We start from the raw sequence: 17280 nt of genomic DNA on the forward strand, positions 1-17280 counted from the left end.
TCAGTTCCTCAGACCCGGCCCAGGGCAAAGCCCTTGGCCACGTGGTTGCGAACGAACCAGATCACCAGCATGCCGGGGAGAATAGTCAACACCCCCGCCGCCGCCAGTACACCCCAGTCAATGCCGGACGCCGACACCGTGCGCGTCATCACCGCCGCGATCGGTTTGGCGTTCACCGAGGTCAGCGTGCGCGCCAGCAGCAGTTCGACCCAGGAAAACATGAAGCAGAAAAACGCCGTCACACCGATGCCGGAGCCGATCAGCGGAATGAAGATCTTCACGAAGAACTTGGGAAAGCTGTAGCCGTCGATGTAGGCGGTTTCGTCGATCTCCTTCGGCACCCCGGACATGAAACCTTCGAGGATCCACACCGCCAGCGGCACGTTGAACAGGCAGTGCGCCAGCGCCACGGCGATGTGGGTGTCGAACAGGCCGATCGACGAATACAGCTGGAAGAACGGCAGCAGGAACACCGCCGGTGGCGCCATGCGGTTGGTCAGCAGCCAGAAGAACAGGTGCTTGTCGCCGAGAAAGCGGTAGCGGGAAAACGCGTAGGCCGCCGGCAGTGCCACGGTCAGAGAAATGATCGTGTTCAGACTGACGTAGTACAGCGAGTTGATATAGCCGGTGTACCAGCTCGGATCGGTGAAGATCACCTTGTAGTTCGCCAGCGTGAAATCCTGTGGAAAAAGGGTCAGTCCGCCGAGGATTTCGGTGTTGCTCTTGAACGACATGTTCAGCAGCCAATAGATCGGCACCAGCAGGAACAGAATGTAGAGCAGCAGGGGAATCAGCTTTCTTTTGCTCATGGCCGGGCCTCAGCGGTTGGCATCGTTGTGGGTCATGGCGGTGTAGAACAGCCAGGACACCAGCAGGATGATCAGGAAGTACACCAGCGAGAATGCCGCCGCCGGCCCCAGGTCGAATTGGCCTACGGCCATCTGGGTCAGGGTCTGACTCAGGAAGGTCGTCGAGTTACCCGGTCCGCCACCGGTGAGTACGAACGGCTCGGTATAGATCATGAAGCTGTCCATGAAGCGCAGCATCACCGCGATCAGCAGCACGCTCTTCAACTTGGGCAACTGAATGTGGCGGAACACGGCCCAGGCCGAGGCCCGGTCAATGCGCGCGGCCTGGTAATACACATCGGGAATCGCCCGCAGCCCGGAGAAACACAACAGTGCCACCAGTGAAGTCCAGTGCCAGACATCCATCACCAGCACGGTGACCCAGGCGTCCATGGTGTTGGCCGCGTAGTTGTAGCTGATGCCCATGGCGTTGAGGCTCGAACCCAACAGGCCGATGTCGGCGCGGCCGAAAATCTGCCAGATGGTGCCGACCACGTTCCACGGAATCAGCAGCGGGATCGCCAGAACGATCAGCACCACCGACGACCAGCGACCCTTGGTCGGCATGGTCAACGCGATGGCGATGCCGAGCGGGATTTCGATCAGCAGCACACACGCCGAGTAGATGAACTGGCGCAGCAACGAGTCGTGCAGACGCGGATCGAGCAGCACCTGCTTGTACCAGTCGGCACCGACGAAGTAGCGGCTGGACTGGTCGAAGATGTCCTGCACCGAATAGTTGACCACGGTCATCATCGGGATCACCGCACTGAACGCCACCAGCAGGAACACCGGCAACACCAGCCACCAGGCCTTGTTGTTCTGCACCTTGTTCATGGCTGTACCTCGCTGTCGGTGGCATCCAGCAGAAACTCGTCGGCATACACCATCAGCCACTGCGCCGGAAAACTGATGTACGCCGTGCCTTGCGGCACCGGTTTGTCCTCGGCCAGACGCACTTTCAGCGGCGCGCCGTCCAGATCCAGGGTCATGATCTTGTAGGTGCCGAGGTCTTCGACGTGTACGACCCGCGCCTGCATCGCGTCATCAAACGGCTCGTCCCACACATGAATGAACTCGGGGCGGATGCCGACCTTCAGATTTTTCCACTGACCGTGTTCGATATGGCGCTGCAAGCCGTCGGAGAGCGGCAGGTGGGTCGAGTTGAAACCGACCCCGCCCGGTTGCGGCTGCACTTCGATCAGGTTCATCCCCGGGCTGCCGATGAAATAGCCGACAAAAGTGTGGCTCGGCCGCTCGAACAATTCCCGTGGGGTGCCGAACTGGACGATCTGGCCGCCGTACATCACCGCGATTTTGTCGGCGAAGGTCGAAGCCTCCAGCTGATCGTGGGTGACGTAGACCATGGTGATGTTGAACTGCTCGTGGATCTGCTTGAGCTTGCGCCGCAGTTTCCATTTCAGGTGCGGGTCGATCACCGTCAGCGGCTCGTCAAACAGGATCGCCGAAACGTCATCGCGCACCAGTCCACGGCCCATGGAAACTTTCTGTTTTTCATCGGCGGTGAGGTTGCGCGCCTTTTTGCTCAGCAGGTTCTGCAGGTCGAGGACTTCGGCGATTTCCTGCACCTTGCTGTGCACTTTCGCCTCGGCCAGGCCCTGATTGCGCAGGGGAAAGGCCAGGTTGTCGAACACGGTCATGGTGTCGTAGACCACCGGGAACTGGAACACCTGCGCGATGTTGCGCTTCTCCGGGGTCAGGTCGTTGACCGCTTTGCCGTCGAACAACACATGCCCCTGAGACGGGCTGAGCAAGCCGGAAATGATGTTGAGCAACGTCGATTTTCCGCAACCCGAAGGGCCGAGCAAGGCATAGGCGCCGCCTTGCTCCCAGATGTGGTCCATCTCGCGGATCGCGTAATCCTCGGGCCCGCTCGGGGTTTTGCTGTAGCTGTGGGCGAGGTGTTGCAAACGGATTTCGGCCATCAGGCAACCCTCGCGACGCGCCGGCCCGGTGCCTGCACCAGACGGCCCTGCGCATCGAACACAAACAGTTTATGAGTCGGGATATAGATGCGGATCGGCGCATCGACGTCGTATTCGTGAACCCCCGGCAAATGCAGCACCAGCAGGAAATGCTCGTTGCGCACGTGCAGGAAGGTTTCGGAACCGCTGATCTCCGCCACCTCGACGGTCACCGCCAGTTCCAGGTCGTCGTCGTTGCTCGGCACCAGCGAGATGTGGCTCGGGCGCACGCCGAAACGGAACTCGCCCTCGCCCACCGGCCGCAGATCGACGTTCAACGGGAAGTGCACGAAGTTGGCGAAGCTCACTTCGTTACCGGCGATGCGCCCCGGCATCAGGTTGATCGGCGGCTCGGAGAACAATTCGGCGGCCAGCACCGTTTGCGGCTGGTGATAGACCTCGGTCGACGGGCCGCTCTGGATCACCCGGCCCTCGTGCAGAATGGTGGTGGTGCCGCCCAGCGCCAGCGCTTCGTTGGGTTCGGTGGTGGCGTAGATGGCGATGGTGTGGCGCGCCTTGAACAACTCGCGCATTTCCTGGCGCAGCTCTTCGCGCAGCTTGTAGTCGAGGTTGACCAGCGGCTCGTCGAACAGAATCAGTTCAGCATCCTTGACCAGCGCCCGGGCCATGGCCGTGCGCTGCTGCTGGCCGCCGGAGAGTTCCAGCGGATAGCGCTTCAGAAACTTCTCGATGCGCAGCATCTTCGCGGTTTCCTGCACCTTGCTCTGGATCTGCTCATTGGAGATCCCGGCCTGGCGCAGCGGCGAGGCGATGTTCTCGAACACCGTCATGGTCGGGTAATTGATGAACTGCTGATAGACCATTGACACGTTGCGCAAACGCACCGGCCGCTGGGTGACGTCGACGCCGTTCATCAGGATGCGGCCGCTGTCGGGCTTGTCCAGACCGGCCATCAGACGCATCAGACTGGTCTTGCCGGACAGCGTGCGCCCGAGCAAAACGTTGAAGGATCCAGGTTCGAATTTCAGGCTCGCATCGTCGATCCAGGTCTGGCCCTCGACGGTACGGCTGACGTGCTCCAGGGTGAGTGACATGGCTCGGCCTTTTTATTATTGGAGTCAAGCGACCTGTCCTGTAGAGCGACATTCGTGCCAGAAACGGCAAGCTGTTGATTTGCCGTCGAATTCGCTGGAGGCCACGCAAACCGGGGTTCGTAGCTGAACACAAGTGAACAGTCGCGACTGAACAATTGAACAGTCGGGCGATTGACAATGAACAATAGTGAACAACACTCTATGGATGCTTTTTTGGCACGGATCCTGTGAGAGCGAGCTTGCTCGCGATGGCGGTATGTCATTCACCATTGATGTAACTGACACATCGCTATCGCGAGCAAGCTCGCTCCCACAGAGATCTCAATAACAATAATAAAAATGCTGTATTCAGAGGCTGACTGCCATGGCCGCACCTGCCCCGCCGCTTTCCCACGATGCGATCGTCCAGGACTCCTGGTCCCGTTGCCGCGCCTTCGGTCTCAATCACCAAAGCGCCCCGGCCTTCGATCAGTTGCCCGCTGCCGGCATCGCGCAGTTGCTCGACCGCCATCATTCGCTGGTGCAGACCACCCACCAGGAAGTGCTGCCGTATTACGAGAACATCCTGAGCAACTCCAACTGCCTGATCATGCTGGCCGACAACCAGGGCCAGGTGCTGACGTCCTGGGGCACCCAGCGCTTTATCGAGCCGAACCTGGCGCGCGGTTTTCAGGCCGGTGCCAGTTGGGTCGAGCGCGCCAGCGGCACCAATGCCATCGGCACGGCGCTGGCCTGCGAGCAGGCGGTGCACATCGAACACGATGAACACTTTCTCAAGGCCAACCGTTTCATGACCGGTTCCGCCGCGCCAATTTTCGATGCAGAGCGCAAGGTCATCGCCGTGCTCGATGTGTCCAGCGACAGCTATCTGCCACCGTCGCACACCCTCGGCATGGTCAAGATGATGAGCCAGACCGTGGAAAACCGGCTGATCCTCAACCTGTTCCACGGCCAGCACTTTCAACTGACCTTCAACACCGGGTTGAACAACCTCGACAGCCAGTGGGCCGGACTGCTGATCTTTGATGAGAGCGGCCAAGTGCTGTCGGCCAACCGTCGGGCCGACAATCTGTTGGGGGTGCGATTGTCGCGGGTCAGCGTTGAGAGCCTGTTCAAGGTGTCGTTGCTGGAGTTGATCAATCAGCCGGACGGTTTGCCGTTTGCCTTGCAGACCTCGGGGCGCAATCGTTTCCAGTGTTTGTTGAAACGGCCTAAACAGGCGCCGATTCAGGCGCGCGTCTTCACTGAAACAAGAACCGCTGAAACCAGAACCGCTGAACCGAAAGTCGCCGTACCGACGGCCATCAGTCTGAGCACATTGCACTTCGGCGACAGCCGCGTGGAAAAAGCCGTGCGCCAGGCCGAGCGACTGCTGGAAAAGGACATTCCGCTGCTGATTCACGGGGAAACCGGGGTCGGCAAGGAAGTCTTCGTCAAAGCCCTGCACCAGGCCAGCTCCCGCAGCAAACAAGCGTTCATCGCCGTCAACTGCGCGGCGATCCCCGCCGAACTGGTGGAGTCGGAGCTGTTCGGGTACGAGAAAGGCGCGTTCACCGGTGCCAACCAGAAAGGCAGCATCGGCCTGATCCGCAAGGCTGACAAAGGCACGTTGTTTCTCGATGAAATCGGCGACATGCCGCTGCCGACTCAGGCCCGATTGCTGCGGGTATTGCAGGAGCGCTGCGTGCAACCGGTGGGCAGTAGCGAGCTGTTTCCGGTGGATCTGCGGATCATCTCCGCCACCAACCGTTCGCTCAGGGAACAGGTGCAACTGGGGCGTTTTCGCGAGGACTTGTACTACCGCATCGGCGGCTTGACCCTCGAATTGCCACCGCTGCGCGAGCGCAGCGACAAGCAAGCGCTGTTCAAACGGTTGTGGGAACAACATCGCGAGCCATCGCAGTGGGCGGGATTGAGTCGCGAGGTGCTGGAGCTGTTCGAGCGGCATCCGTGGCCGGGCAATCTGCGTCAGGTCAGCAGCGTGATGCAGGTGGCGCTGGCGATGGCCGAGGAACAACCGATTCGGCCTGAGCATTTGCCGGACGATTTTTTTGTCGATCTGGAGATGGAGCCGGTCGAAGTGGCCGAGCCATTGGGCATCGACCTGAACGATGCCGAGGCGTTGAACCGGGAGTTGCAGCTGGCCGGGGGCAATATTTCCCACCTGGCGCGTCGGTTGGGGGTGAGCCGCAATACGCTGTACAAGCGGTTGCGGCAGCTTGAAAACTGAGCGCTCCCATAGCGGGTCAGGCCGAAACGGCGGGCTCAACGGGCGCAGCCGATGCGGCCGCCAACGTCCGCAGGCCCATCAACACCACGACCATCATCATAAGACCTGCGACTATCGCAACGCCGAACCCTGCCCGCGCGCCGTAAGCATCAATCACCAGCCCCGCCAGCATGCCGCCCAGCGCCACGCCGATGCTGATCCCGGTGGTCATCCACGTCAGCCCTTCGGTCATCCTCGCCGCCGGGATGATGATCGTCCCCAGCTTCATGACCACCACCATGGTCGGCGCGAACGAGATACCGGCGATAAACAACATCGCGGACAGGACATAAACGTCCGGTGAGAACACCGGCAATACGCCGGTGACTGCCGTGACCAAGATCCCGATAAAGAACTGTTTTTCAATCGCCAGCGACACCCGCAATGCACCGAAGGTCAGGCCCGCCACCAGCGAGCCGAACGCATAGGCGGCGAGGATAAAAGTGGCAGCCGATGGCCAGCCCTGGGCATTGGCGAAGGCCACAACGGCGACATCGATCGACCCGCCAATGGCCCCCATCGCGAGCAGCGCCAGGACAATGGTGCGAACGCCGGGAATCAGCAGGGTCGAACCGCTGTTTTTCCGGTTGCCTGCCACCACTTTCGGTTCGGTCTGACGTTGCATGAGAAACGCCGTCACGCCGACGGCCAGCAGCCCCACCGCCACCAGCGGCCCGGCCTCCGCAAAGAAACTCACGCTCAAACCGATCGCCAGTGGCGGGCCGATGATGTAAGCCAGTTCGGTGAGAACCGTGTCGAGGGAGAACGCAGTGTGCAACTGCGGTTTGCCACGAAACAGCTGCGTCCAGCGTGCCCGGATCATGGACGGCATGCTCGGCATCGTTCCCGCCAGTGCCGCCAGCACAAAAAACAACGCGGCCGGCGCCTTCAGGTGGACCGCCAAAATCAGCGCTAGCAACATGACGATGCTGAAAACCGTGACGATGGGCAGCACGCGACTCTGGCCATGTCGATCGACCTGTTTCGAGATGCGCGGGCCGAGCAGCGCGTTGGCCAGGGTAAACGTGCCGGCGACTGCGCCGGCCAGCCAGTAAACGCCGGTCTGCTGCACCAGCATGGTGATGATGCCGATGCCGATCATTGCCTGGGGCAGTCGGGCGATAGAGCTCGCGAGGATCAGCCCGGTGGCGCCGGGTGTCGATACCAGCTCGCGATAGTGATTAGCCATGATTCCTCCCTTCCGGATTCGCCGCTGATGAGCATCCTGCCGCGTGCGCTATCAAGACCTATGCGAATACCAAAAGCAATCACACATTGTCTGGATCGTTCCCACATCGAGGCGTCGAACCGTCCGCGTGGGAATGCCTCAATGGACGCTCCGCGTCCGCTTCGGCATGGGACGCGGAGCGTCCCGGGCTGCATTCCCACGCGGAGCGTGGGAACGATCAACTGTCTGCGTGAGAACGATCAATCGGACAGAAAAACAAAAACCCGCACAAGGCGGGTTTTGTTTGTAGCAAGCGCAGCAATCAGTCAGCCAGACGCCAGGTCGTGCCGCCCTTGCCGTCTTCCAGCACCACGCCCATGGCGGTGAGCTGGTCGCGGATGCGGTCGGATTCGGCCCAGTCCTTGCCGGCACGTGCCGCCAGACGCGCAGCGATCAGCGCCTCGACTTCAGCTGCATCGACACGCCCTTCGGCGCCGGCCTGCAGGAAGTCATCGGCTTCGAGCTGCAACACACCGAGCACGCTGGCCAGTTCTTTCAGGCGCGCTGCCAGACCGGCCGCTGCATCGAGATCGCTCTCGCGCAGACGGTTGATCTCGCGCACCATCTCGAACAGCACCGCGCAGGCTTCCGGCGTGCCGAAGTCGTCGTTCATCACCGTGGTGAAACGCTCGACGAACGCTTCGCCGCCAGCCGGCGCGACGCTCGGCAGACCTTTCAGCGCGTGGTAGAAACGCTCCAGTGCGCCCTTGGCGTCCTTGAGGTTGTCTTCCGAGTAGTTGATCGCGCTGCGGTAGTGGCTCGACACCAGCAGGTAACGCACGACTTCCGGGTGGTACTTGTCGAGCACGTCGCGAATGGTGAAGAAGTTGTTCAAGGACTTGGACATCTTCTCGCCATTGATACGGATCATGCCGCAATGCATCCACGCGTTGGCGTAGGTCTTGCCGGTGGCCGCTTCGCTCTGGGCGATTTCGTTTTCGTGGTGCGGGAACTCGAGGTCGCTGCCGCCGCCATGAATGTCGAAAGTCTCACCCAGGCAGCAGGTGGACATCACCGAGCACTCGATGTGCCAGCCCGGACGCCCGGCGCCCCACGGCGATTCCCAGCTTGGCTCGCCCGGCTTGACGCCTTTCCAGAGCACGAAGTCCAGCGGATCTTCCTTGGCTTCGTCGACCTCGATCCGCGCACCGATGCGCAGGTCTTCGATCTTCTTGCGCGAGAGCTTGCCGTAACCCATGAACTTGCCGACGCGGTAGTACACGTCGCCATTGCCCGGGGCGTAGGCGTAACCCTTGTCGATCAGGGTCTGGATCATCGCGTGCATGCCAGGGATGTGATCCGTGGCGCGCGGCTCCATGTCCGGCTTCTTGATGTTCAGGCGCGCTTCGTCTTCGTGCATCGCGGCGATCATGCGCTCGGTCAACGCTTCGAACGACTCGCCGTTCTCGTTGGCCCGGTTGATGATCTTGTCGTCGATGTCGGTGATGTTGCGCACGTAGGTCAGGTCATAACCGCTGAACCGCAACCAGCGGGTCACCAGGTCGAACGCGACCATGCTGCGGCCGTGGCCAAGGTGGCAGTAGTCGTACACGGTCATCCCGCAGACGTACATGCGCACCTTGTTGCCATCCAGCGGCTTGAAGACTTCTTTGCTCTTGGTGAGCGTGTTGTAGATCGTAAGCACGGTGTTTCCTTAAGACTTGATCACTGGCCCCACGAATCGCGCAGGGTCACGGTACGGTTGAATACCGGCTGGCCTGGTTTCGAGTCCTTGATATCCGCGACGAAGTAACCTTCGCGCTCGAACTGGAAACGGTCTTCCGGCTGTGCATTGCCCAGCGAAGGCTCGGCACGACAACCGGTCAGCACTTGCAGTGAGTCAGGGTTGATGTTGTCCAGGAAACTCGCGCTGTCTTCGGCCTTCTCCGGGTTCGGAGAACGGAACAGGCGATCGTACAGACGCACTTCGCACTCGATGCTGGCAGCGGCCGGCACCCAGTGGATCACGCCCTTGACCTTGCGGCCTTCAGGGTTCTTGCCCAGCGTGTCCGGATCGTACGAGCAACGCAGCTCGACGATGTTGCCGTCGGCGTCCTTGATCGCTTCGTCGGCACGGATCACGTAGCTGCCGCGCAGACGCACTTCGCCGTTCGGCTCCAGGCGCTTGTAGCCTTTTGGCGGCTCTTCCATGAAGTCATCGCGGTCGATGTAGATTTCACGGGCGAACGGCAGTTGGCGCACGCCAAGTTCTTCTTTCTGCGGATGACGCGGCAGTTCGAGATTGTCGACCTGATCTTCCGGGTAGTTGGTGATCACGACTTTCAACGGACGCAGCACGCACATGGCGCGCGGTGCGTTCGCGTCCAGATCCTGACGGATGCTGAACTCGAGCATGCCGAAGTCGACCACGCCGTCGGAACGGTTGGTGCCGATCATGTCGCAGAAGTTGCGGATCGACGCCGGGGTGTAGCCACGGCGGCGGAAGCCCGACAGTGTCGACATGCGCGGATCGTCCCAGCCGTTGACGTGTTTCTCGTCAACCAGTTGCTTGAGCTTGCGCTTGCTGGTGATGGTGTAGTTGAGGTTCAGGCGGCTGAACTCGTACTGACGCGGGTGCGCCGGCACTGGCAGTGCGTCGAGGAACCACTCGTACAGCGGACGATGGCTTTCGAACTCCAGGGTGCAGATCGAGTGGGTGATGCCTTCGATGGCGTCCGACTGACCGTGGGTGAAGTCGTAGTTCGGGTAGATGCACCACTTGTCACCGGTCTGATGGTGATGGGCGTGGCGGATGCGGTACATGATCGGGTCGCGCAGGTTCATGTTCGGCGAGGCCATGTCGATCTTGGCGCGCAGCACGCGGGCACCGTCCGGGAACTCACCGGCGCGCATGCGGGCGAACCAGTCCAGGTTCTCTTCAACCGAACGGTCGCGGAACGGGCTGTTCTTGCCAGGCTCGGTCAGGCTGCCGCGGTATTCCTTGGCTTGCTCGGGCGTCAGGTCGTCGACGTAGGCCTTGCCGGCCTTGATCAGCTCAACGGCCCAGTCGTGCAGTTGGTCGAAGTATTGCGAGGCGTAGCGCACTTCGCCGGACCATTCGAAGCCCAGCCATTTGACGTCGCTTTCGATCGCGTCGATGTATTCCTGGTCTTCCTTGGCCGGGTTGGTGTCGTCGAAACGCAGGTGAGTGACGCCGCCGAACTCCTGGGCCAGGCCGAAGTTCACACAGATCGATTTGGCGTGGCCGATGTGCAGGTAGCCGTTGGGCTCAGGCGGGAAACGGGTGACGATCTGCGTGTGCTTACCCGAGTCCAGGTCCGCCTGGATGATCGGGCGCAGGAAATTGACCGGCGTAACGGGGCCGGTCTTGGAATTCGAGGTAGGGTCGACAGTGGGCTTGCTCATAGGATCCTTGAACGTACAGTGCGCGGCCGGGACACGGGCCTGACAAAACAAAGCCGCTATCATAGCCGATGCTGTCAAGCCCCTGACAGAGCAGGGCTTAAAAGGAATGCATTTAATCGCCGGGTTTTGAAAAACAGCCTCGAAATTCGCGCCTGTCACGCTAAACTGCGCACCTTGGCCCTCACGGGCTGAACCGGTAAAGGGCGCAAATGTCCCAATACCCACGAATTCCTTATAAAGAGTAGCGATCATGACTCAAGTAAAACTGACCACCAACTTCGGTGACATCGTCATCGAACTGAACGCTGAAAAAGCCCCGATCACCGTGGCCAACTTCATCGAGTACGTTAAAAAGGGTCACTACGAGAACGTCGTGTTCCACCGCGTCATCAAAGGTTTCATGATCCAGGGCGGCGGTTTCGAGCCAGGCATGAAAGAAAAGAAAGACAAGAGCCCGAGCATCCAGAACGAAGCCGACAACGGCCTGAAGAACGAGAAGTACACCCTGGCCATGGCTCGCACCATGGATCCGCATTCGGCCTCGGCACAGTTCTTCATTAACGCCACCGACAACAGCTTCCTCAACCACACCTCCAAGACCGCTCAGGGCTGGGGTTATGCCGTATTCGGTAAAGTGGTTGCGGGCACCGACGTTGTCGACAAGATCGAAGGCGTTTCCACCACGTCCAAGGCAGGCCACCAGGACGTACCAGCAGACGACGTGATCATCGAGAAAGCCGAGATCATCGAAGCGTGATATTGCTGATTTCAGACTTGCATCTGGAAGAGGAGCGCCCGGACATTACCCGGGCGTTTCTGGATTTGCTCGCCGGACGCGCCCGCTCGGCGAGTGCGTTGTACATTCTGGGCGACTTTTTCGAGGCGTGGATTGGCGACGACGCCATGACCCCCTTCCAGCGTTCCATCTGCCAGGCCCTGCGCGAACTCAGCGACAGCGGCACGGCCATTTTTCTGATGCACGGCAATCGTGACTTCATGCTCGGCAAGGCCTTTTGCAAAGAGGCCGGCTGCACGCTGTTGAAGGACCCGAGTGTCGTGCAGTTTTACGGCGAACCGGTGCTGCTGATGCACGGCGACAGCCTGTGCACCCGCGACGAAGCCTATATGAAGCTGCGTCGTTACCTGCGCAACCCGCTCAGCCTGTTCATCCTGCGTAATCTGCCCTTGCGCACCCGGCACAATCTTGCGCGCAAGTTGCGCAGCGAAAGCCGGGCGCAGACGCGGATGAAGGCCAATGACATCGTCGATGTCACGCCGGAGGAAATTCCGCGGATCATGCAGGAATACGGGGTGAAAACCCTGGTTCACGGGCACACCCATCGCCCGGCGATCCACAAGTTGCAGATCGGCGATCAGGCGGCGAAGCGGATTGTGCTGGGGGATTGGGATCGTCAGGGTTGGGCGTTGCAGGTGGATGAGAATGGGTTTGGGTTGGCGCCGTTTGATTTTGCGCCACCGCCAGCACTACCCGCCCCCACCACCGTCTGATCGTTCCCGGACTTAGTTGATCGTTCCCACGCTCTGCGTGGGAATGCCTCAATGGACGCTCCGCGTCCGCTTCGAGCGTCCCGGTCTGCATTCCCACGCGGAGCGTGGGAACGATCTTGCGCGATCCCGGACTTAGTGACCGCTGGCCGCAGGGCCTGCTTTTGCGGCAAACGGCGGCTTGGCCAGCCACACAATCAGAATCAACCCCATAAACCCCCACCCCAACAACGTGAAGTAATCCACGGTCGAAAGCATGTACGCCTGACTGGTCAGCACATGATCCAGCTGCGCATACGCCGGATTACTCGCCCCGCCCAACTGATTCAACGCCTCACGGGTCGCCGGCTCATAGGTGCTGATGCTCTCGCTCATATAGGCATGATGCTGATCCGCCCGGCGAATCCAGATCCACGTAGTCAACGACGCCGCAAAGCTGCCGCCCAATGTCCGCAGGAATGTCGCCAGACCCGCGCCATCGGCAATCTGACTCGGCGGCAAGTCCGACATCAGAATGCTCAGCGTCGGCATGAAGAACAGCGCCACACCAATCCCCATGAACAATTGCACCAGCGCGATATGCTGGAAGTCCACCTCGTTGGTGAATTCAGCGCGCATGAAGCAGCTCAGGCCGATCGCCAGGAACGCGAGACCGGCCAGCAGACGCAGGTCGAACTTGTGCGCGTACTTGCCGACAAACGGTGACAGCAGCACCGGCAGAATGCCGATCGGTGCCACCGCCAGCCCGGCCCAGGTCGCGGTGTAGCCCATCTGGGTCTGCAACCACTGCGGCAGGATCAGGTTGATGCCGAAGAACCCGGCGTAACCCAACACCAGCACCAGCGTGCCGATGCGGAAGTTGCGGTGGGCGAACAGCCGCAGGTTGACCACTGGATGCTGGTCGGTCATTTCCCATATCACGAACACCGCCAGCGCGATCACCGAAATCGCCGCGCCGATGATGATGAAGTTCGACTCGAACCAGTCCAGGTCATTGCCCTTGTCGAGGATCACCTGCAACGCGCCCACGCCGATGATCAGCGTGATCAGCCCGACGTAATCCATCGGCTGATGGCTGGTGACCACCGGGCGCTTGGCCAGTTGCTGGCGCACCACCATCACCGCGAAAATCCCGATCGGCACGTTGATGAAGAAAATCCACGGCCAGCTGTAACTGTCGGTGATCCAGCCGCCGAGGATCGGCCCGGCAATCGGCGCCACCACCGTGACCATCGCCAGCAACGCCAGGGCCATGCCTCGCCTCGCCGGCGGATACACCGCAATCAGCAGCGTCTGGGTCATCGGGTACAACGGCCCGGCCACCAGACCCTGCAGCACGCGGAAGCCGATCAGTTCCGGCATCGACGTGGAAATACCGCAGAGAAACGAAGCCAGCACAAACAGGATGGTCGCCCACAGAAACAGCTTCACCTCGCCGAAGCGACGGCTCAGCCAGCCGGTGAGCGGCAGCGCAATGGCGTTGCTCACGGCAAACGAGGTGATGACCCAGGTGCCCTGCTCCGAACTTACGCCGAGGTTGCCGGAAATGGTCGGCAACGCCACGTTGGCGATCGTGGTGTCGAGCACCTGCATGAAGGTCGCCAGCGACAGGCCGATGGTGCTGAGCAACAGGCTGGGCGGCGAAAAAGAGGCGTTATTGCTCATCGCGAATCCTTTGGAGCTGAATTTTTTGGAGCGGGGCAGGCGCCGCGTTTGTTACAGACGCAGTCACCTTTGTGGGAGCGAGCTTGCTCGCGAAGGCGGTCTATCAGCCAAACTCATGATGAATGACACACCGCTTTCGCGAGCAAGCTCGCTCCCACAGGGGGAAAGAGGTCAGCGTTGCGCGGTCTTGCTGACCGCCGCGCTGTTGTCGTGGATCAACTGGGTGATCATCGCGTCGGCTTCGGCCAGTTGGCGGTCGTAGACGTTGGTGCTGAACGAGGCCTTTTGCGGCGGCTGCTGGGCCAGAACCGGGCCGCTCTGGTCGTGCAGGTTGACCTCGACATTGGTCGACAGACCGACGCGCAACGGGTGTTTGGCCAGCTCTTCGGCGTTGACGTGAATCCGTACCGGCACACGCTGCACGATCTTGATCCAGTTACCGGTAGCGTTCTGCGCCGGCAACAGGGCGAACGCGCTGCCGGTACCTGCGCCGAGGCTGTCGATGGTGCCGCTGAACTTCACGTCGCTGCCGTAGATGTCCGACTCGATCTCCACCGGTTGGCCGATGCGCATGTCACGCAGCTGGGTTTCCTTGAAGTTGGCGTCGATCCACAGCTGATCCAGCGGAATCACCGCCATCAGTGCGGTGCCCGGCTGCACACGCTGGCCGAGTTGCACGGTGCGTTTGGCGACATAACCGGTGACCGGTGCGATCAAAGTGCTCCGAGCGTTGGTCAGGTAGGCCTGACGCAGTTGCGCAGCGGCGGCCATCACGTCGGGATGCGACGAAACCACGGTGTCATCGACCAGCGCGCTGGTGGTTTTCAGTTGCTGTTTGGCGTTGGCCAAGGCGTTTTGCGCCGAGGTCAGGTCATCGCGGGCGTGGGACAGTTCTTCCTGGGAAATCGCCCCGCCGGCCGCGAGATTTTTCCGGCGGTTGAAGTTGTCCTGGGCTTTCTGCACTTCGGCCTGTTGCGCATTGACCTGGGCCTTCATGCCGTCGACGTTGCTGTACAGACCGCGCACCTGACGCACGGTGCGGGCCAGATTGGCCTTGGCACTTTGCAGGCCGACTTCGGCGTCGTTCGGGTCGAAGTTGATCAGCACCTGACCTTCATGAACCAAGTCACCATCGTCAGCACCGATGCTGACCACGGTGCCGGTCACCAGCGGGGTGATTTCCACCACGTTGCCGTTGACGTAGGCGTCGTCGGTGCTTTCGCTCCAGCGCCCGATGAATTCGTGATACGCCCAGACACCGGCACCGGCGAGGGCAACCACAACGGCCAGCACCAGCAGCATCACTTTGCGTTTGCGCGGATTGCCAGTGTCCTGGGCGTTGTCTTGAGCTTGTGTGTTTTCGGCAGTGGCCATGACAAATACCTTGAATTAGTTGTGCGGCGTGGCTGGGGTGGCGTTGGCTGCGGTCAGGGTTTGCCCCTGGAAGCCGCCGCCCAGCGCTTGCATCAGTTGAATCGACAGGTCGATCTGCTCGGCATTCAGGTTCGCCAGCTGACGCTGGGCCTGTAGCAATTGCTGCTCGATGCTGAGCACGTCCAGGTAGTTGCCGATGCCGGAACCGTAACGCTGGACGACGGTGTTGTAAGAGTCCTGGGCAATCTCGGTCGCGTGCTGCTGGGCGCCGATCTGCCGCCCGATGTCACGCAACTGGTTGATCGTGTCGCTGACATCGCCCAGGGCTTTCACCAGGCTTTTGTTGTACTGCGCCACGGCGAGGTCGTAATCGGCGTCGCGGGCATCGAGGTTGGCGCGCAGGCGTCCGCCATCGAAGATCGGCACCGAAATCGTCGGGGCAATGTTGAAGAAGCGACTGGCGGAACCGAACATCGCGTCCCCCAACAAGGATTCGGCACCGGCCGAAGCCGACAGGTTCAAGTTGGGATAGAAGCGGGTCTTGGCCGAGTCGATGTCCTTGCTCGCCGCCTCGACACGCCAGCGCGCGGCGACCAGATCCGGGCGACGGCCCAGCAGTTCGGCCGGCAGCACCGATGGCAGTGCCACGGCGCTGGCTTGCAGGACTTTCGGCCGGGCAATTTCGTTACCGCGATCCGGGCCTTTGCCGAGCAGTACGGCCAGGGCGATTTTTGCGCTGTTCAGGCGTTTTTCGGCGTCGATCAGGCTGGCTTCGGAGCTGGCTTCCAGACTTTGGGTCTGCTGGAACTGGTACTGACTGTCGATCCCGGAACTGAGGCGACGCTGGCTCAGGTCGAGCATCTGTTTGGTGCGCTTGAGGTCTTCGTTGGCCAGGTCATAGACGATGTGCGCCTGACCCAGATCGCTGTAAGCCCGGGCCACGTCGGCGGCGAGGGTCAGTTGCGCGGCCTGACGGTCGACTTCGGCGGCGCGGGCCTGACCGAGTGCGGCTTCCCAGGCGTCACGCTGGCCGCCCCACAGGTCGAAGTTGTAATTGAAGCCGGCGCTGATGTTGCGCACGGTGGCGTAAGCATCGCCCTGCCCTCGCGGATCCTGATCCTTGGCCAGACGCGAACGACTGATGCCGGCGCTGGCGTCGAGGGTCGGATAACGCTCGGCATCGGCGGCGTACGCGGCGGCGCTGGCCTGATGGGCGCGGGCGTCGGCGATCTGCATGTCCGGGCTGTCTTTCAGGGCTTCGCGAATCAGACCGTCGAGCTGGGGATCGCCGAGGCTGGTCCACCAGTCGCTCTTCGGCCAGGCGGCCTGGGACAGGGTGACGCCGTTGAGCGATTGCCCGGTCTGCAGGGTTTTCGCATCGAGGCTGGCGCCCTGGGTATCGAGGCCACTGTAGTTGGCGCAACCGGCGAGGATCATCGCCGACAGCACCAGTGTCAGGCTGCTGCGCAAGGTTTTACCGCTCATTGTGTTCACCTAACCGCTGGATGGTGATCGGGTCACCGGCTGCCAGCAAAATTTTCTTGAGGATGTATTCCAGGGTTTTCAACTCGTCCGGGGTCACGGCGCCGGCCAGTTCATTCATGGCGTCGGCGCCGATGTGCGGCAGGCGATCGGCCAGTTGCTGGCCCTGCTCGGTGAGTTTGAGTTGCACCTGACGGCGATCGCCTTCGCTGCGTTGGCGAACCAGAAAGCCTTTCTGCTCCAGACGGTCGAGCATGCGGGTCATCGAACCGCTGTCCAGCGACAGGTGCCGGCACAGCTCGGCCGGGGTGTCGACGCCGTACTGGGCCATGATGATCAACACCTTGAACTGCGCGGCGGTGATGCCGTGGGGTTCCATGTGGGTGTCGATGATCTTGTCCTTGAGCAAGGCGGCACGGCCGAGCAACAGGCCGAGATGGCAATGCTTGAATTCGTCGGGGGTGAAATGCTTCATGTGCTCACCTAATAACTGCCTAGGCAG

General features: G+C 61.0%; 14 protein-coding genes. 3 read left to right on the forward strand and 11 right to left on the reverse strand.

What is annotated here, in order from left to right; all coding sequences use genetic code 11:
- Nucleotides 1-8 precede the first annotated feature (8 nt).
- The 4 genes from PMI24_RS04490 to PMI24_RS04505 are packed head-to-tail and all read right to left on the reverse strand — an operon-like array spanning nucleotide 9 to nucleotide 3888.
- Entirely contained in the window at nucleotides 9-809 is an 801-nt protein-coding gene (locus tag PMI24_RS04490; protein WP_007951486.1) for a carbohydrate ABC transporter permease, read from the reverse strand.
- A 9-nt stretch (nucleotides 810-818) separates the two neighbouring features.
- Nucleotides 819-1685 (reverse strand): carbohydrate ABC transporter permease, encoded by an 867-nt coding sequence (locus tag PMI24_RS04495; RefSeq protein ID WP_007951487.1) that lies wholly within the window; start codon nucleotides 1683-1685, stop codon nucleotides 819-821.
- The gene (locus PMI24_RS04500; RefSeq protein WP_007951488.1) at nucleotides 1682-2794 is read right to left on the reverse strand and encodes an ABC transporter ATP-binding protein; all 1113 of its coding nucleotides are present in this window, start codon (nucleotides 2792-2794) and stop codon (nucleotides 1682-1684) included. The genes PMI24_RS04495 and PMI24_RS04500 overlap by 4 nt, the downstream gene beginning before the upstream one ends.
- Complete coding sequence (locus tag PMI24_RS04505; protein WP_007951489.1) at nucleotides 2794-3888, reverse strand: ABC transporter ATP-binding protein; 1095 nt, start codon at nucleotides 3886-3888, stop codon at nucleotides 2794-2796. The genes PMI24_RS04500 and PMI24_RS04505 overlap by 1 nt, the downstream gene beginning before the upstream one ends.
- Before the next feature lie 364 nt (nucleotides 3889-4252).
- Here PMI24_RS04505 and PMI24_RS04510 point away from each other — a divergent pair, with 364 nt between their 5' ends.
- Nucleotides 4253-6118: a sigma-54-dependent Fis family transcriptional regulator gene (locus PMI24_RS04510; RefSeq protein ID WP_007951490.1), complete on the forward strand. Its 1866-nt coding sequence runs from the start codon at nucleotides 4253-4255 to the stop codon at nucleotides 6116-6118.
- A 16-nt stretch (nucleotides 6119-6134) separates the two neighbouring features.
- On the opposite strand, the gene PMI24_RS04515 is transcribed toward PMI24_RS04510, so the two are convergent.
- From PMI24_RS04515 to PMI24_RS04525, 3 genes are all read right to left on the reverse strand, one after another.
- A complete protein-coding gene (locus PMI24_RS04515) occupies nucleotides 6135-7346 on the reverse strand; it encodes an MFS transporter (protein WP_007951491.1) in 1212 nt (403 codons plus the stop codon).
- A 301-nt stretch (nucleotides 7347-7647) separates the two neighbouring features.
- A complete protein-coding gene (gene cysS, locus PMI24_RS04520; RefSeq protein ID WP_007951492.1) occupies nucleotides 7648-9030 on the reverse strand; it encodes a cysteine--tRNA ligase in 1383 nt (460 codons plus the stop codon).
- A gap of 20 nt (nucleotides 9031-9050) precedes the next feature.
- Nucleotides 9051-10751: a glutamine--tRNA ligase/YqeY domain fusion protein gene (locus PMI24_RS04525; RefSeq protein ID WP_007951493.1), complete on the reverse strand. Its 1701-nt coding sequence runs from the start codon at nucleotides 10749-10751 to the stop codon at nucleotides 9051-9053.
- Nucleotides 10752-11001: 250 nt separating this feature from the next.
- On the opposite strand from PMI24_RS04525, the gene PMI24_RS04530 reads away from it, so the two are divergent.
- Complete coding sequence (locus PMI24_RS04530; RefSeq protein ID WP_007951494.1) at nucleotides 11002-11508, forward strand: peptidylprolyl isomerase; 507 nt, start codon at nucleotides 11002-11004, stop codon at nucleotides 11506-11508.
- Entirely contained in the window at nucleotides 11505-12260 is a 756-nt protein-coding gene (gene lpxH / locus PMI24_RS04535) for a UDP-2,3-diacylglucosamine diphosphatase (RefSeq protein ID WP_007951495.1), read from the forward strand. The genes PMI24_RS04530 and lpxH overlap by 4 nt, the downstream gene beginning before the upstream one ends.
- A gap of 132 nt (nucleotides 12261-12392) precedes the next feature.
- Here the strand turns inward: lpxH and PMI24_RS04540 are convergent, their stop codons facing one another.
- The 4 genes from PMI24_RS04540 to PMI24_RS04555 form a co-directional block, all read right to left on the reverse strand.
- The gene (locus PMI24_RS04540) at nucleotides 12393-13922 is read right to left on the reverse strand and encodes a DHA2 family efflux MFS transporter permease subunit (protein WP_007951496.1); all 1530 of its coding nucleotides are present in this window, start codon (nucleotides 13920-13922) and stop codon (nucleotides 12393-12395) included.
- A 171-nt stretch (nucleotides 13923-14093) separates the two neighbouring features.
- Complete coding sequence (locus PMI24_RS04545) at nucleotides 14094-15296, reverse strand: HlyD family secretion protein (protein ID WP_007951497.1); 1203 nt, start codon at nucleotides 15294-15296, stop codon at nucleotides 14094-14096.
- A 15-nt stretch (nucleotides 15297-15311) separates the two neighbouring features.
- Complete coding sequence (locus tag PMI24_RS04550) at nucleotides 15312-16781, reverse strand: efflux transporter outer membrane subunit (protein WP_007951498.1); 1470 nt, start codon at nucleotides 16779-16781, stop codon at nucleotides 15312-15314.
- Nucleotides 16771-17253: a MarR family winged helix-turn-helix transcriptional regulator gene (locus tag PMI24_RS04555; protein WP_007951499.1), complete on the reverse strand. Its 483-nt coding sequence runs from the start codon at nucleotides 17251-17253 to the stop codon at nucleotides 16771-16773. The genes PMI24_RS04550 and PMI24_RS04555 overlap by 11 nt, the downstream gene beginning before the upstream one ends.
- Nucleotides 17254-17280 lie beyond the last annotated feature (27 nt).

Source organism: Pseudomonas sp. GM25 (assembly GCF_000282255.1).
Classification (GTDB): Bacteria; Pseudomonadota; Gammaproteobacteria; order Pseudomonadales; family Pseudomonadaceae; genus Aquipseudomonas; species Aquipseudomonas aphyarum.

Bases quoted from the DNA above. Each gene is read 5' to 3' on its own strand.
- PMI24_RS04490 (WP_007951486.1), bottom strand. From the start codon at position 809: ATGAGCAAAAGAAAGCTGATTCCCCTGCTGCTCTACATTCTGTTCCTG.
- PMI24_RS04495 (WP_007951487.1), bottom strand. From the start codon at position 1,685: ATGAACAAGGTGCAGAACAACAAGGCCTGGTGGCTGGTGTTGCCGGTG.
- PMI24_RS04500 (WP_007951488.1), bottom strand. From the start codon at position 2,794: ATGGCCGAAATCCGTTTGCAACACCTCGCCCACAGCTACAGCAAAACC.
- PMI24_RS04505 (WP_007951489.1), bottom strand. From the start codon at position 3,888: ATGTCACTCACCCTGGAGCACGTCAGCCGTACCGTCGAGGGCCAGACC.
- PMI24_RS04510 (WP_007951490.1), top strand. From the start codon at position 4,253: ATGGCCGCACCTGCCCCGCCGCTTTCCCACGATGCGATCGTCCAGGAC.
- PMI24_RS04515 (WP_007951491.1), bottom strand. From the start codon at position 7,346: ATGGCTAATCACTATCGCGAGCTGGTATCGACACCCGGCGCCACCGGG.
- PMI24_RS04525 (WP_007951493.1), bottom strand. From the start codon at position 10,751: ATGAGCAAGCCCACTGTCGACCCTACCTCGAATTCCAAGACCGGCCCC.
- PMI24_RS04530 (WP_007951494.1), top strand. From the start codon at position 11,002: ATGACTCAAGTAAAACTGACCACCAACTTCGGTGACATCGTCATCGAA.
- PMI24_RS04540 (WP_007951496.1), bottom strand. From the start codon at position 13,922: ATGAGCAATAACGCCTCTTTTTCGCCGCCCAGCCTGTTGCTCAGCACC.
- PMI24_RS04545 (WP_007951497.1), bottom strand. From the start codon at position 15,296: ATGGCCACTGCCGAAAACACACAAGCTCAAGACAACGCCCAGGACACT.
- PMI24_RS04550 (WP_007951498.1), bottom strand. From the start codon at position 16,781: ATGAGCGGTAAAACCTTGCGCAGCAGCCTGACACTGGTGCTGTCGGCG.
- PMI24_RS04555 (WP_007951499.1), bottom strand. From the start codon at position 17,253: ATGAAGCATTTCACCCCCGACGAATTCAAGCATTGCCATCTCGGCCTG.